The following is a 14,032-nucleotide window of genomic DNA, read 5'->3' as shown; positions in this document are numbered from 1 at the left end:
CGAGCGGGATGAGCGTCCGGCGATCAGGCGGGGACGATGTTCTCCGCCTGCGGGCCCTTCTGGCCCTGCGTGACGTCGAAGGAGACGCGCTGGCCCTCCTGGAGCTCACGGAAGCCCTGCGTCGCGATGTTCGAGTAGTGGGCGAAGACGTCGGGGCCGCCGCCGTCCTGCTCGATGAAGCCGAAGCCCTTCTCGGAGTTGAACCACTTCACGGTTCCCTGAGCCATGATTTTCTCCTTCTGGTAGGCAGAGGCCCCATCCGGAGATGCCGGGAAAACAAATAATGCGCCTGAGGAAAAGCATTCCCGTCAGGCGCACATAGGTTCATGGGTACCACAACTGCAACTCTTGAACCCTAACACATCGTCCCGGCCGACGTCGCTTCCCCCGTCCCGCCGGAGCCGGAGAGCGGTCATGCGCTAACCTCCCCGCTGTTTCCCTGACCCCGGGACCGCTCCCACGGGGACGGTCGAGGAGAGACAGTGACGCAGTTCGAGGACCAGGTCCCGTTCGTGGTGCGGCTGGAGGCCGACGACCGGCAGGCGCTCTTCGGCAGCGGCAGCCCGCTCGCCTTCCCCGCCAGACAGGTCCTCCTGCGCGAGCACGAACCCTCGACCCACGTCCTGGTCATCCTCTCCGGCTGGGCCAAGGTCACCTCGGCCGCGCCCAACGGCTACGAGGCCCTGCTCGCGCTGCGCGGGCCCGGGGACATCGTGGGGGAGCAGGCCCTGCTCAGCGGACGGCCGCGCGGCGCGACCGTCACCGCGCTCGAAGCGGTCGAGGCGCTCGCCGTCGACGCCGACCGGTTCGGCGCGCTGCTCGACGAACGGCCCGACATCGCACGCAAGCTGCTGGCCCTCACCGCCGACCGCACCCGCGACAGCGACCGGCGGCGCGTGCAGTTCGCCTCCCTCACCGTGCAGGAACGGCTCGCCCTGCTCCTGCTCGAACTGATCCGCACCCACGGCCAGGAGTCGCAGGACGGCGTCCAGCTCACCGCCGGACTCACCCAGAGCGAGCTCGCCGGCTCGGTCGGCGCCTCGCGCGAGGCGGTCGCCCGGCTTCTCAAGCAGTTACGGGACCGGGGCATCGTACGGACCGGGCGGCGCGGTCTCGTCGTCGTACGACCTGACGTACTGCGCCGCATGGCCCGCTCCTCGCACGACTGACCAGGACCGGGGGAGCGGCCCCCGCGGGCCCCGTTCTGTGCACGTGGTCACATTCCCGGTGTGCTAAGTTCCGTCGCCTCCGACTCCCCTCCCCTGGCATCTTCTGTATGCCCAGAAGGCCCCGAACGGGCCCTGTCACCAGCGGAAGGCGGCCATGCGCGAGCCTGTCAACCGGACCATCCTGCTCCTCGACATCGAGCGGTTCAGCCGTCGTGACGACGTGGTGCAGGCCGTCCTGCGGCGCACCCTGAACAAGATCGTGGACCAGACGCTCGAAGCCGCCGGCGTCGAGGCCACCCAGCAGTACCGCGAGGACCGCGGAGACGCCCTGATCGTCCTGCTCAACGGCGACGTGGCGAAGACCGTGCTCCTGCGGTCCCTGCTCACCACCACGCCCGAACTCCTCCACGGGCACAACCTGCTCGCCTCCGACAGCGCCCAGATGCGGCTCAGGATCGTCCTCGCCGCCGGCGAGGTGGCCCACGACCCGCACACCGGCACCACCGGAGGCCTCGTCGGCCACGACCTCAACCAGGCCTGCCGCCTGCTCGACGCCCAGGTGCTGCGCGACGTCCTCGCCGCGCGCCCCGACGAGCACTGCGTACTCGCCGTGAGCGCGCCGGTGTACGAGGGCGTGGTCCGGCACGGACACCGGGGCGTACGGCCGGAGCTCTTCCGGCGGACGGACGTCACCGTGAAGGACGGCGTGCTGCCCGCCTGGATCCACCAGGGCGCCGCGCCCGACTCCGTACCGGCTCCCGACTCCGCGCCGGCCGCCGTGGCCGCGCCCGCCGAGGCTCCGGCGCCCGCCCCGGCCGCGCAGGAACGCCCGGCCGGAGCCGTCTTCCACTTCCACGGCGGCGCTCCCGTGGTCCACGGCTCCCTCGTCGGCGGCGACCTGCACGGCGTGAGCGGCGGCGAGGTCACCGGCGACGTCGTCCTCGGCGGCACGCGGAACGTGACCGGCGGCAAGGACGAGGACGGAGGCCGTTCGTGAACGCGCCCGCGGACCCGCAGGACCACCCCGACCCGCAGCGCCCGGCGGCCCCGGCCGCCACGCCCCAGCCGCCCGACGCGGCCGCCGAACCGGCCGCCGGGAAAGAGGAGTTAACGGACGCGGACACCGAGACCGAGACGGAACACGCCTGGGACTCCCGCCGCGACCTCTACCGGCACAGCCCCGGCATCATGCTCGGGCAGTCCGCCCGGATCGGCGGCTCCCTGGTCGGCGGCGACCAGCACGGCGTCAGCGGCGGCCAGGTCACCGGAGACGTCATCCTCGGCGGCAGCAAGGTGGAGTACCACCTCGGCGGCGACACCGAGGAGCGCTCCGGCGAGATTCCGAGCGCCGAAGTCGAGGCCCTCGCCCGGCACTTCGTCCACCCGCCCGCCGAACGCGACGGCGACGGCCCGGGCCGCGGTACGGCGCCCGACGCCGGTGCGGCGCTCGCCGGCGGTGCGACGTTCTCAGCCCCCACCGGCCCCGCCGCCCGTACCACGCCCTCCGACCCCACCGGCCCCGCCGACCGCGTGGCGACCACCGACCGGATGGCGCACGCCGACGGCATGACGACCACCGACGGCCGCGGCGCGGACGAACCGTGGGAGCCCGGCAGCCCGTTCGCCCTCGCGCTCGCCTCACTGCGAGAACACCGCCTCGCCATCCTCTCCGGCCCCGCCACCACCGGCCGCCGGGCCGCCGCCCTCATGCTGCTCCGCGCGGCCGGCGCCCGCTCCTACCGGGCCCTCGACCCCGCCCTCCCGCCCGGCCGGCTCGTCGGCGAACTCCGCGAAGGCTGCGGCCATCTCGTCGCCGACTTCGCCACCAGCGCCGAACGGCCCGTGCACGAGCACCACGTCCGGGCCCTCAGCGAGCGGCTCCACGCCACCGGCGGCCACCTCGTCCTCGTCGTCGGGCCCCACCCCGTCGTCCACGGCGGCGTCACTCCCGTCGCCTGGCGCGCGCCGGAGCCTGCCGCGCTGCTCGCCGGACACCTCAGGAACCGTGACCTGGGCGGCCGGACCGTGGCCGAACTGCTCGAACTGCCCGAGGTACGGGCGGTCCTCGCCCACCACCGGCCGGTCGCCGACACCGCCCGCTTCGCCGAACGCGTCGCCGGCCACGCCCGCGGCACCGTGTCCCTGGCCGAACTCGGCGCCTTCGGCCACTACGCCGCCGAACGCCAGGTCCGCGCCTGGTTCGACAGCACCGACCACACCCTGCACGACAAGGCCTTCCTCATCGCCCTGGCCACCTTCGACGAGGCTCCCTACCCGCTCACCGCCGAGCTGAGCGACGTCCTCTACGGCCTCCTCCAGCGCATCGAGAACCCCGGCGAGCCCGCCCGCATCCCGGTCTTCGGCACCTCCAGCGCCCAGCGCGTCGAGCAGGCACTCGCCGACCGCTACCAGGAGCCGGAGGAGACCGAGTGGGGACCGGTGCTCCAGACCAAGGTGCAGTTCCGGGACCGGCTGACCGCCATCACCCTGCTGCGCGAGGTGTGGACCGGCCATCCCTCCGCCCGGCCCGCGCTCGTCGCCTGGCTGCGCCGCCTCGCCGACGACCCGCGGCCCGTCGTCCGCACCCGCGCCGCCGCCACCGCCGCCGTCATGGCCGAGGCCGACCTGCCCTCCGCGATGGCGCTCCTCATCCGCTCCTGGGCCGCCGACCGGCGGCTGCGCGCCCGCCTCGCCGCCGCCAACGCGCTGGCCCTCGCCCACCACCTCGGCGCCCCGCACGTCTCGCGCATCCTCGCCGAGTGGTGCACCGCCCCGGACCACCGGCTGCGCTGGACCGCCGTCCGCGGCTACGCCCTGGCCGGCGACGCCTTTCCCCGCGAGGCGCTCGCGGCGCTCACCGAGGCCGCCCGCGCCATGGAGGCCCGCGGCGGACCCGCCCGCGGCTGGACGGAGGAGCGCAACGACCTCGCGGGCTCCGCCGCCACCCTGCTGCTCGCCGCCGGACAGCAGGCGTCCGCCCGCGAGGACTGGGACACGGCCGCCGGCCTGTGGAGCGCCCTGCCGCCGCTCGTCCGCGGCGCCACTAGGGACTTCGTCCTGCGCACCACCGTCCACGCCTGCGGCCCCACGGACGGCCCCGCCGGCACCGGACGCCCGCTGCTGCTCGACCTGTTCGCCCGGGCCGACCCGGCGCCCGGTACGGACGGAGCGGTCCTGCGGCACGCCCTCGCCGCCCTGTGGCGCGGCGTCCTGGGCGACCCGATGTGCTCCGCCTCCGGACTCACCACCTTGCGCCAGTGGATCCGCGCCGCCGCCGACGACCCGGGAGCCGAGGCCGCGCTCGCCGAACTGCTGCCGCTGCTCGCCGTCTCCACCGAGGACCACCGGCGGCTCGCCTACCTCCTGGAGAACCTGCGCGCCGACGGCGAGGCCGCCCCGCCTCCCGTGGCCCTCCGGCTGCGCGCCCTGCTGTCCGCACCGCACGCGGACCCCCGAACCCCGGCCGCCACCTCCTCCCGGTGAACCCGGTGAGCCCGTCCCAAGGAGCAGCGTCACCATGATGAGCCAGCCGCCCCAGTGGCAGCAGGACGCCAACCGTCACTCCGTCCTCGTCGACCCGGTCGTCACGATCCAGGAGCTGTCCCGCTTCAAGCCGCTGCGTGCCACCCGCATCGACCACGCCCTCGTCTTCACCACCTCGCAGGGCGCGCTCGACACCTATCTGCCGCCGAGCCGCCCCAGCCGTACGGAGCTCGCCACCCGGCGCTGGACCAGCGTGTACGAGGTCGACATGGGCCGGCACGAGGCCACCGCCGTCCTCGCGCTCACCAGCCAGAACGACGCCTTCCTCTTCGAGGTGTCCCTCAGCTGCACCTGGCAGGTCCTCGACCCGGCCGCCTTCGTCGCCAGCGGCGAGCGCAACGTGCCCGCCATGGTGCAGCGCCTGGTCGAACGGGCCGTGCGGCCCGTGCTCCGCGGTTACGCCATGGAGGACAGCGCCGCCGCCGAACTCCACGCCCGCAAGGCCCTCGAAGCCGGCGGACCGCTGGGCGTCACCGCCGGACTCGAGATCCGCTGCGGGCTGCAGATCCGGCGCGACGAGGCGGCCCTCGAACAGGAACGCCAGCTGCGCGAGATCGAGTTCGCGCGCCGCAAGCTCGAACCCCAGCACGCCCTGCTCATGCGCGAGGACGAGCTCGCGGCGCAGCGCGCCCTCGCCCAGGGCGAGCAGCAGCACCGCGTCGAACTCCAGCGGCAGGCGCTCGACCACGAGCGCAGCCTCGCCCGCGGCCGCCAGGAGCTGGAACTCCAGGAGATCGAGGCCAAGAAGATCGAGTACTACGCCTACTACCTGGAGCGCGGCGGGCCGGCCGCCATGGCCTTCCAGCTCGCCCGGCACCCCGAGGACGCGCGCCTCGTCATGGAGAACCTCCGCCAGGACCAGCTGCTGACCATGCAGAACCAGCTGACCGTCGCCCTCCAGGCGCTCGGCGGCGGCCCGGGCGGCCTGGAGGAGCACCAGCTGGACGAGCCGCGCCGGCTCGCCGCGAACGTCATCAAGGAGGTGCTGAGCGCGAAGCTCTCGCAGGGCTCGCTCGCCCAGCCGCTGCCGCCCGCCGTCGAGGCGCCGCCCGTCCCGCCGGTGCCGCCGGTTCCGCCCGCGCCGCCGGAGCCGCAGGCCGCTCCCGAGCCGCCGGCGACGTCGCACGACGCGGACGGCACGGACGGCGGGGAGGGCACGCCGCCGCCTGCGCCGGAGGACGGGCCGGTCTTCGGCTACCCGTCCCCGCCGCCGCTGCCTCCGCTGCCGCCGCAGTCCACGCAGCCCCCGCGATGAGCGCCGCCACCGCACCGGAACCGCGGGCCCGCGGCACCGCCGAGCGCCTCCTCGCCGAACTCCGCCTGGAGGCCGCCCGCGCCGACACCAAGGGCTCGGTCCTCGTGGCCGCCCAGGGCATGGCCGCCGCCGCGCTCGTCGGCGTCCTCGCCACCCGCGGCTGGCGCCCGGCCGAACTCTCCGGGCCCGGCCAGGCCCTGTGGTGGACGGGAGCCGTCTGCTTCCTCGCCTCGCTCGTCTCGTTGCTCATGGCCGTCCTGCCCCGCTACCGGCGGGCCGGCTGGCGCCCGGGCGCCCCGCTCACCCACTTCGCGGACATCCGCGGCGCGGCCCGCCGCGGCCCCGCGGTCCTGGAGGAGGCGCTGCGGGAGACCGACCGCGCTCCCCGGGCCGCGCTCCTCGCCTCGCTCACGGAGAACAGCCGGATCGTCGCGATCAAGTACGGCTGGCTGAGGGCCGGTCTGGCCGGCTTCACGGCGGCCCTGGTGCTGCTGCCCGGCGCGCTGCTCGCCGGCTGAGTCCGCCGCGCCCGCGACGCGGCGCCGCCGGCGACTCGTATCGACACGGAACCGTCAGGAGACCCATCGTCATGTCCGACCACGAGGACGTCCCTCCGCCGCCGTACCCCGGCGACGAGCCCCCGCCCCCGTCCTACCCGGGCGAGGAGCCGCCCGCCTACCCGCAGGCCGCGCCGCCCGCGTATCCGGGAGAGGGTCTCGGCGAGGCGCCGCCGCCCGCGTATCCCGCCCGTCCCGCCGAGGTGCTCACGGCGTTACGCGACGCGCCGCCGCCGGCGTATCCCGGTGAGGCGGTGCCGCCGCCGAGGTCGCACGAGCCGCCGCCCGCCCTCCCTCCCGCGCCGCTCCCTCCCGCGCCCCTCCCACTCCCGTCACAGCCACAGCCGCAGCCGCCCGTGCCTCCGCAGCCCGCGGCGCCTCCGCGGCTCGCCGCACCTCCTCAGCCCGTACCGCCCCCGCCCGTGGCACCTCCGCCGCCGTCCCCCTGGCCGGCGCCGGCCGTGGACCACGACGACCTGGCCCTGGACCAGGGTCGACGGATGGTGAAGGCCGTCCAGCGGGGCATCGACGGCGCCGCGCTGTCCCACCTCCTCGTGACCGTGCCCATCGGACTGATCAGCCTGGCCGTGGTCGCCCTGGTGTCCGGCATGGTCAACCCGTTCCTCGCCGTGGTCGTGCCGGTGGCCTGGCTGCTGTCCGGGCCGCTCGTCTTCCACCGCACGGTCGAAGCGGCCATCGCCCGGCGCCTGTTCGGGATGCGCAGGCCCACTCCGGAGGAGGCCCGGCGGCTGGACGTCGTGTGGGAGCAGGTGACCCGGCGGGCCGGCGTGGACCGCGAGACGTACGAACTCTGGATCCAGGAACGCACCGAGCTGAACGCCACGGCCGCCGCCGGACACATCGTGGCGGTCACCCGGCACGCGATGGAACGGCTCCCCAACACCCGCCTCGCGGCGATCCTCGCCCACGAACTCGGCCACCACGTGGGCGGGCACACCTGGGCGGCGATGCTGGCCGACTGGTACGCCCTGCCCGCGCGCGCGTCCGGCCGGGCGATCCTGGCCCTGCTGTTCCTGCTCTTCCGCACCAAGAACTGGGCCGGCATCGCCTGCGGCGGCTGCCTGTCCCTGACGATCCTCCAGTTCCTCTTCCTCATGACCTTCGTGGAGGGAATGTGGTGGCTCGTCCTGCCGGTGGCCGCGGCCCCGCTCCTCATCCGATGGCTGCACCGGCGGGCCGAGTTCCGGGCCGACGCGTACGCGGTGGGGCTCGGCTTCGGTGAGGCGCTGGAGGACGTCCTGACGGCCGACGCCGTCGTCGCCGTCCCCGGCGCCCCGCCCTACGCCCCGACGCCGCCGCCTGCGGGCGCCGTGCCGGCCTTCCCGCACCAGCCGTACCCGCCCGCGCCTCCCGCTCCCCAGCAGGCCCCGGCCCCGCCCGGCGGCCGCCTCGCGGCCAGGGCCGCCCACACCAACGCCGAGGCCCGCCTCCGCAACGTACGCCTGGTCATGTCCCAGCAGAACCGCCGTACGGTCTAGGACCGTCAGTCCCGGTGGGCCACCGAGGCGAGGTAGCGGGCGTACTCGTCGAGGGCGGCCGAGGCCTGGGCGTCGTCGCGGTCGATCAGCCAGTTGAGCGTCAGGCCGTCGAGGACGCTCAGCCCGTGGCGGGCGAGGACGTCGAGGTCGACGGTCCAGGTGATGCCCGTCGCGCCCGCCATCGCCTCCAGATGGGCCCGGTTGACGGCCTGGTAGTGGCGGTACTGGCGGCGGGCCAGGTCCGTGAGACCGGGCTGGCGCAGGGCGTACTGGGTGAGTTCGTACGTCACGAGGTGCTCGGCGGGCCGGGCGCGGACCTGGTCCCAGTAGGAGTGGAGGGTCGAGCGGAACGCCTCGTACGGAGCTGCGCCCTCGGTCCGGACGGCCTCGGACGGCAGGTTCCGCTCCATGATCCGCTCGATCACGGTCTGGAACAGCTCCTCCTTGGAGCGGAAGCAGTAGTGGAAGGCGCCCAGCGGCACGCCGGCCTCGGTGACCACGGCCCGCGTGGTCGTCTTCGCCACGCCGTCCCGGATCATCACGCGGATCGCCGCCTCCGCCAGCTGCTCGCGGCGCTCGTCGGCGGACAGTCGCGGCATCGGACTCCCTCGGGCTGATCGGGTGTTTCGGGCGGTGCGGGTGGTGCTGGCGGTGCGGGCAGGGCCCGCGGTGCCGCCGGTGCCTGCGGGACACCGGGGCCTGCCAACGTACCGGAAGACCCGCCCGGACAAGGCCCCGAGAAGGCCCCGAGAAGACCCCGAGAAGGCCCCGAAGGGTCTCTCGCGGGCGGCCTAGAGGAAGGCCTGGCCCTCGCCCCGGTAGGTCGGCACCGCGTCCACGATCCGGTCGCCCTCCACGAGGTGGAGGGTGTCGACCCGCTCGCACAGCTCGCCGGCCTTGGCGTGCCGGAACCACACCCGGTCGCCCATCCGCAGGGTGTCCGCCGCGGGCCCGGCGAGCGGTGTCTGGACCTCGCCCGCGCCCTCGGCCGGCAGCAGTCGCAGGCCCGCCGGATGGACGGGCACGGGCAGCCGGTCCGGTCCCGCGGCGCCCGACGCCGCCCAGCCGCCGCCGAGCACGGTGACGTGACCCGGAGCCGGGCGCCGTACGACGGCCAGCGCGAAGAAGGCGGCGGGCAGCGGCCGGAAGCCGCGGTAGTGGTCGAACAGCGTCGGGGCGTACAGGCCCGAGCCGGCGCCGAGTTCGGTGACCGCGGGCTCGGCGGAGGTGCTCTCCAGGCTGCCGGTGCCGCCGCCGTTGACGAACTCCAGCGGCGCGACGGACCGTACGGCGCGGATCGCGGCGGCGCGGCGGGCACGCAGCTCCTGCGCGGAGACCTTCTGCACCAGCCGCACCGCCGTGCGCATCGGCCGTGCCTGGCCGGGCTGGTCGTCGCCGACGCCGGCGATCTGGCCCTCGTACGACATGACGCCGACGAGCCGCAGCCGCGGCCGGGACAGCACGGTGAGCGCCAGTGCGCGGGCCTGCTCGGGCGCGTGGAGCGGCGAGCGGCGCATGCCGAGGTGGACGCGGCCGCCGAGGAGCCGGAGCGAGGCGTCGAGGTCGAGACAGACCCGTACGGGCGGCCCGGAGGGGCCGAGCGCCTCGGCGAGCAGGTCCAGGTGCTCCAGGGAGTCCACCATCACCGTGATCCGGGCCGCGGCGGCCTCGTCGGCGGCAAGTTCGCGCAGCGCGGGCACGTCGGCCGTCGGATAGCCGACCAGGACGTCGGCGTCGGGGTTGCCGCGGGCGAGCCACAGCGCCTCGGGCAGCGTGAAGGCGAGGATCCCGGAGAAGCCGGGCAGCCGCAGCACGTCGTCGATCAGGGCCCGGCAGCGCAGCGACTTGCTGGCCAGCCGGACCGGCTTGCCGCCGGCGCGGCGCACCATCTGCGCGGCGTTGGCCCGCAGCGCGCCCAGGTCGACCACGGCGAAGGGCGGCCGCAGTTCGGCCGTGGCCTGCTCCAGGTCGGCGAACCCGGCGGCGCGCCCGGTCCCGGTCAGCCGGTGCGAGGTGTCCGTGTCCGCGCCCGTGCCGACGCCGGTGTCCGTAGCCACGCCCGTGCCCGTGTCCACGCCCGTGTCCGTGCCCGCACCCGCGTCGGCGAGGGCGTGGCCTTCGGCGGTGTCGGAGGCTGCGCTTCCCATGGCGTACGGCCCTTCCGTCGTCCGGTCGAGGAGCCGCCACGGTCTCTTGGTCGACCGTCCAAGTCAAGAGGCGGGAACCCTTGACTTGGACGGTTGTCCAAGTTCAGTCTTCCCCGGACGCCCGGTCCGGACGAGACCGGCGCGGCCGGGTGAGACGATGAGACGGCGGGAGGACCTGGCATGAGCGACGTGTGGCGCAACTGGGCCGGAAACGAGGAGGCCCGCCCCCGGCGGATCCGGCGCCCGGCGGACACCGAGGCGGTCGCCGAGGCGGTCAAGGCCGCGGTACGGGACGGGCTGCGGGTCAAGGCCGTCGGCTCGGGCCACTCCTTCAGCGCCGTCGCCGTCGCTCCCGACGTCCAGCTCCGGCTCGACGGCCTCGACGCCCTGCACGCGGTCGACCCCGGCACCGGTCTCGTCACCGTCGGCGCGGGCATGCCGCTGTGGAAGCTCAATCCGCTGCTCGCCGCGCACGGCCTCGCCCTGGAGAACATGGGAGACATCGATCGCCAGACCGTCTCCGGCGCCATCTCCACCGGCACCCACGGCTCCGGCATCCGCTTCGGCGGCATCGCGACCCAGGTGCGGGCGCTCGAACTCGTCCTGGCCGACGGCACCGTGACCACCTGCACGCCCACCGAACGGCCCGAGCTGTTCGCGGCGGCCCGGGTCGGCCTCGGCGCGCTCGGGATCCTCACCCGCGTCACGCTCCAGACCGTGCCGCTCTTCGCGCTGCACGCCCGCGACGCGGCGATGCCGGCCGCCGAGACCCTGGAGCGCGCCCAGGAACTCGCCGACACCCACGACCACTTCGAGTTCTTCTGGTTCCCGCACAGCGACGTCACCCTCACCCGCCGCTTCGAGCGGCTGCCGGGCGACACTCCGCTCGCCCCGATCGGCGCCTTCTCCCGGCGCCTCGACGAGGCCGTCAGCGGGCCCGGCTTCGAGGCGCTGAACCGGATCGGCACCCGCTTCCCGCGCCTCGTCCCGCCCATCACCCGCTTCGCGGCGCGCGCCATGTCCTCACGGACCTGGACCGACCACGCCTACCGGATCTTCGCCTCGGTGCGCGACGTCCGCTTCCACGAGGGCGAGTTCGCGATCCCGCGCGAGCACGCCGTGGACGCGCTGCGCGAGATCCGGCGGTGGGTCGACACCCACGAGGAGCCGGTCTCCTTCCCGCTGGAGGTCCGCTTCGCGGCCGCCGACGACATCTGGCTCTCCACCGCGCAGGGCCGCGACACCTGCTACATCGCCTTCCACCAGTACCACCGGATGCCGTACCGCCGGTACTTCGACGCCTGCCAGCGGATCCTCGGCGAGCACGGCGGCCGGCCGCACTGGGGCAAGATGCACGACCTCGACGCCGCCCGGCTCCGGCCCCGCTACCCGCACTTCGACGACTTCGTCGCCCTGCGCGACGCCCTCGACCCGGCCGGCGTCTTCGCCAACCCGTACCTCGACCGCGTCCTCGGCCCGGCTCCCGAGGGCCGTTCCTGACCTGGCCTCCGCCTCAGCCGAGGAACGCCGGCGCCAGACCCGCCGTCAGCAGCCGTGCCGGGCGCCCGGAGCCGTCGGCCGGGACCGTGTAGAGGTCCGCGCCGTAGTCGCCCGGCAGGGAGTACGCGACCGTGCGGTCGTCCAGCCACACCGCCTGGTCGTCGACGCTGCGGGTCTCGGCCAGCGCGGTCTCCCGCCCGGTCGCGAGGTCCAGGGCGTACGGCCGCCAGGGCGCGTCGGCCGGCGCGCCCGCGACCCGCTTCTTGTACACGATCCGGGTCTCGTCCGGAGACAGGGACGGGCACTCGACGTTCCGGTGGAGCGTGGTGACGGTGCGCCGCGCCAGGTCGCCGCGGACCAGGTAGGTCTGCCCGCCGGTCGCCATCGTCGCGTAGAAGTGCACGTCGTCGCGGGAGAAGGTGACGCCCCAGAAGTTGGTGTCGGCGGCGTGGTGCTCCGTGCCGTCCTTCACCACCCGGAACTCCTCCAGCGACTCGGTGAGCGCGCCGGAGCGGGTGTCCAGGACGGCGGTCCGGGTGGAGAAGTCGGAGCCCGCGTACGAGTCGCCGCCCACGAACACCGTCCACGCCACCAGCCGGCCCGACGGCGAGACCCGGGCCCGGGTGGGAATGCCCGGCAGCGGGTAGTGCGCGCGCTCCTTGAGGCCGGCGTCCAGGAGCACCGCGCGATACGTGTCCTGGACGGCGCCGCGCTCGGCCCGCAGACAGATCCCGGTGCCGGCGGCGGCGTGGAAGCGCAGGCACGTCACACCGGACGAGGTGCGCGGGCCCGCGGGCGCGCCGGCCGGGACGGTCACCAGCTCGTCGCGGTGCGGGCCCCAGGCCATGTTGCGGAAGACGATCCGGCGGGCGGCGCCGGGCGCGAGGGAGACCGGTCCTGCCGTCACCGCCGGGCCGCCCGCCTGCGGCCGGTCCTTCTCGGCGGCCCGGTCGGAGGCGTGCAGCAGCGAGGCGGTGGCCACGCCGCCGAGCACGGCGAGCGTCGCGATCAGGACGAGCAGTTTGCTGCGCAGGGTCATGCGGGGTCTTCCTTCGGTACGGGAGGAGTGGCCGCGGGCCGCAGCGCGAGGGCGGCCAGCACGCACACCGTGAGCGCGGCGGTCGCCGTGCCGAGCGCCGTGCGGTCGCCCCACGCGGTCCACGCCGCGCCGAACGCGATCGAGCAGCCGAACCGGGCGAGCGCCTGTCCCGTCTGGATCAGGGCGAGCCCGGAGGAGCGCAGCTCGGCGGGGACGGAGCCGGCCGCGGCCGCCATCAGGACACCGTCGGTCGCCGCGTAGAAGGCGCCGTGCAGCGCCAGGACCAGCCAGGGGAGCGCGGCGCCGTGCCAGCCGCTGAGCAGCGCGCCGTAGGCGAGGAGCAGGGCGCCGTGGCCGCCGAGGAAGACCCGCCGGCTGCCGATCCGGTCGGCGAGCCGGCCGAGCGGCACGGCGAGCAGCAGGAAGGCGGCGGCGGTGCCGAGCGGCAGCAGCGCGAACCAGCGGTCGGGGACGCCGAGGCGCCGCTGCAGCAGCAGATAGACGAACGAGTCGCTGACCGTGGCGAGGCCGAGCAGCACGGCGACGACGGCGAGGCGGCGCACGTCGCGGATCCGGAGCAGGGCGAGGGCGGCCTTGAGCGAGGGGCGCGGCGCCTCGGCGGAGGCGGGTGCCGACGGTGCCGACCGTGCGGGCCGTGCCGGCGGTGTCGGCCGTGGCGGGCGCGACGGTACGAACAGGACCAGGACCAGCACGCCGGCGGCGGCCACGCAGAAGCTGACCGTGAACACGGCGTCGTAACCGTCCACGGTCTGACGCAGGATCAGGAAGGCGGTCAGCGGGCCGATCAGGGCGCCGGCGGTGTCCATCGTCCGGTGCACGCCGAAGGCCCGGCCGCGGGACTCCTCGGGCGAGGCCAGCGAGATCAGGGCGTCGCGCGGCGCCGTGCGCAGGCCCTTGCCGGTGCGGTCGGCGGCGAGCACGGCGCCGATCAGCGGCAGCGAGGCCGCGACCAGGAGCAGCGGCTTGCACAGCGCGGACAGGCCGTAGCCGAGCAGCGCCACCGTCTTGTGGCGGCCGCCCCGGTCGGCGAGGTGCCCGCCGACGAGCCGCACGAGCGCGCTGAAGCCGTTGTAGACGCCGTCGAGCAGGCCGAACCCGAGCGGCGAGAGGCCGAGCCCGGAGACCAGGTAGAGCGGCAGCACGGCCGCGACCATCTCCGAGGACACGTCCGTGACGAGGCTGACCGTGCCGAGCGCGAGCACGGTCGGGGCGACGGCGTGGCGCCGCCGCCCGGAACCGGGGTTCCGGGCGGCGGCGGGCGCGGCCGTCGCGGGAGTGCTGCGACTGTCCGCTACGTACACG

General features: G+C 75.1%; 12 protein-coding genes. 7 read left to right on the top strand and 5 right to left on the bottom strand.

Going from position 1 to position 14,032, the window contains the following annotated elements; all coding sequences use genetic code 11:
- Window positions 1–23: 23 nt before the first annotated feature.
- A complete protein-coding gene (locus ACIGO8_RS07545; protein ID WP_007502648.1) occupies window positions 24–227 on the bottom strand; it encodes a cold-shock protein in 204 nt (67 codons plus the stop codon).
- A gap of 255 nt (window positions 228–482) precedes the next feature.
- On the opposite strand from ACIGO8_RS07545, the gene ACIGO8_RS07540 reads away from it, so the two are divergent.
- The 6 genes from ACIGO8_RS07540 (at window position 483) to ACIGO8_RS07515 (ending at window position 8,023) form a co-directional block, all read left to right on the top strand.
- The gene (locus ACIGO8_RS07540; RefSeq protein WP_399725379.1) at window positions 483–1,169 is read left to right on the top strand and encodes a Crp/Fnr family transcriptional regulator; all 687 of its coding nucleotides are present in this window, start codon (window positions 483–485) and stop codon (window positions 1,167–1,169) included.
- Window positions 1,170–1,323: 154 nt separating this feature from the next.
- Complete coding sequence (locus ACIGO8_RS07535; protein WP_399725376.1) at window positions 1,324–2,166, top strand: hypothetical protein; 843 nt, start codon at window positions 1,324–1,326, stop codon at window positions 2,164–2,166.
- The gene (locus ACIGO8_RS07530; RefSeq protein ID WP_399725373.1) at window positions 2,163–4,652 is read left to right on the top strand and encodes a hypothetical protein; all 2,490 of its coding nucleotides are present in this window, start codon (window positions 2,163–2,165) and stop codon (window positions 4,650–4,652) included. Before ACIGO8_RS07535 ends, ACIGO8_RS07530 begins: the two co-directional genes overlap by 4 nt.
- 34 nt (window positions 4,653–4,686) lie before the next feature.
- Window positions 4,687–5,967, top strand: coding sequence for a PE-PGRS family protein (locus ACIGO8_RS07525; protein ID WP_399725371.1), 1,281 nt, complete (start codon window positions 4,687–4,689; stop codon window positions 5,965–5,967).
- Window positions 5,964–6,485: a Pycsar system effector family protein gene (locus ACIGO8_RS07520; protein WP_399725368.1), complete on the top strand. Its 522-nt coding sequence runs from the start codon at window positions 5,964–5,966 to the stop codon at window positions 6,483–6,485. Before ACIGO8_RS07525 ends, ACIGO8_RS07520 begins: the two co-directional genes overlap by 4 nt.
- A gap of 500 nt (window positions 6,486–6,985) precedes the next feature.
- On the top strand, window positions 6,986–8,023 hold the full coding sequence (locus ACIGO8_RS07515) for a M48 family metalloprotease (RefSeq protein WP_399725365.1): 1,038 nt from the start codon (window positions 6,986–6,988) through the stop codon (window positions 8,021–8,023).
- A 5-nt stretch (window positions 8,024–8,028) separates the two neighbouring features.
- Here ACIGO8_RS07515 and ACIGO8_RS07510 read toward each other — a convergent pair whose 3' ends face one another.
- Both ACIGO8_RS07510 and ACIGO8_RS07505 read right to left on the bottom strand, forming a co-directional pair.
- Window positions 8,029–8,622 (bottom strand): TetR/AcrR family transcriptional regulator, encoded by a 594-nt coding sequence (locus tag ACIGO8_RS07510; protein WP_399725362.1) that lies wholly within the window; start codon window positions 8,620–8,622, stop codon window positions 8,029–8,031.
- A 192-nt stretch (window positions 8,623–8,814) separates the two neighbouring features.
- Window positions 8,815–10,170, bottom strand: coding sequence for an amino acid deaminase/aldolase (locus ACIGO8_RS07505; RefSeq protein WP_399725359.1), 1,356 nt, complete (start codon window positions 10,168–10,170; stop codon window positions 8,815–8,817).
- A gap of 180 nt (window positions 10,171–10,350) precedes the next feature.
- Between ACIGO8_RS07505 and ACIGO8_RS07500 the strand changes: the two genes are divergently transcribed.
- Window positions 10,351–11,670: a D-arabinono-1,4-lactone oxidase gene (locus ACIGO8_RS07500; RefSeq protein WP_399725356.1), complete on the top strand. Its 1,320-nt coding sequence runs from the start codon at window positions 10,351–10,353 to the stop codon at window positions 11,668–11,670.
- Between the two features lie 13 nt (window positions 11,671–11,683).
- On the opposite strand, the gene ACIGO8_RS07495 is transcribed toward ACIGO8_RS07500, so the two are convergent.
- The gene (locus tag ACIGO8_RS07495; RefSeq protein WP_399725351.1) at window positions 11,684–12,709 is read right to left on the bottom strand and encodes a TolB-like translocation protein; all 1,026 of its coding nucleotides are present in this window, start codon (window positions 12,707–12,709) and stop codon (window positions 11,684–11,686) included.
- Complete coding sequence (locus ACIGO8_RS07490; protein WP_399725348.1) at window positions 12,706–14,031, bottom strand: MFS transporter; 1,326 nt, start codon at window positions 14,029–14,031, stop codon at window positions 12,706–12,708. The genes ACIGO8_RS07495 and ACIGO8_RS07490 overlap by 4 nt, the downstream gene beginning before the upstream one ends.
- Window position 14,032: the final 1 nt, after the last annotated feature.

Origin of the sequence: Streptomyces sp. NPDC053493 (assembly GCF_044544825.1) — a bacterium.
In the GTDB taxonomy this organism is placed as follows: domain Bacteria; phylum Actinomycetota; class Actinomycetes; order Streptomycetales; family Streptomycetaceae; genus Streptomyces.
Note: the sequence above shows the minus strand (reverse complement) of the source record. Positions and strands in the feature narration are given on the sequence as shown.

Coding starts and splice junctions, on each gene's coding strand:
- ACIGO8_RS07545 (WP_007502648.1), bottom strand. CDS start 227: ATGGCTCAGGGAACCGTGAAGTGGTTCAACTCCGAGAAGGGCTTCGGC.
- ACIGO8_RS07500 (WP_399725356.1), top strand. CDS start 10,351: ATGAGCGACGTGTGGCGCAACTGGGCCGGAAACGAGGAGGCCCGCCCC.
- ACIGO8_RS07535 (WP_399725376.1), top strand. CDS start 1,324: ATGCGCGAGCCTGTCAACCGGACCATCCTGCTCCTCGACATCGAGCGG.
- ACIGO8_RS07505 (WP_399725359.1), bottom strand. CDS start 10,170: ATGGGAAGCGCAGCCTCCGACACCGCCGAAGGCCACGCCCTCGCCGAC.
- ACIGO8_RS07525 (WP_399725371.1), top strand. CDS start 4,687: ATGATGAGCCAGCCGCCCCAGTGGCAGCAGGACGCCAACCGTCACTCC.
- ACIGO8_RS07510 (WP_399725362.1), bottom strand. CDS start 8,622: ATGCCGCGACTGTCCGCCGACGAGCGCCGCGAGCAGCTGGCGGAGGCG.
- ACIGO8_RS07520 (WP_399725368.1), top strand. CDS start 5,964: ATGAGCGCCGCCACCGCACCGGAACCGCGGGCCCGCGGCACCGCCGAG.
- ACIGO8_RS07495 (WP_399725351.1), bottom strand. CDS start 12,709: ATGACCCTGCGCAGCAAACTGCTCGTCCTGATCGCGACGCTCGCCGTG.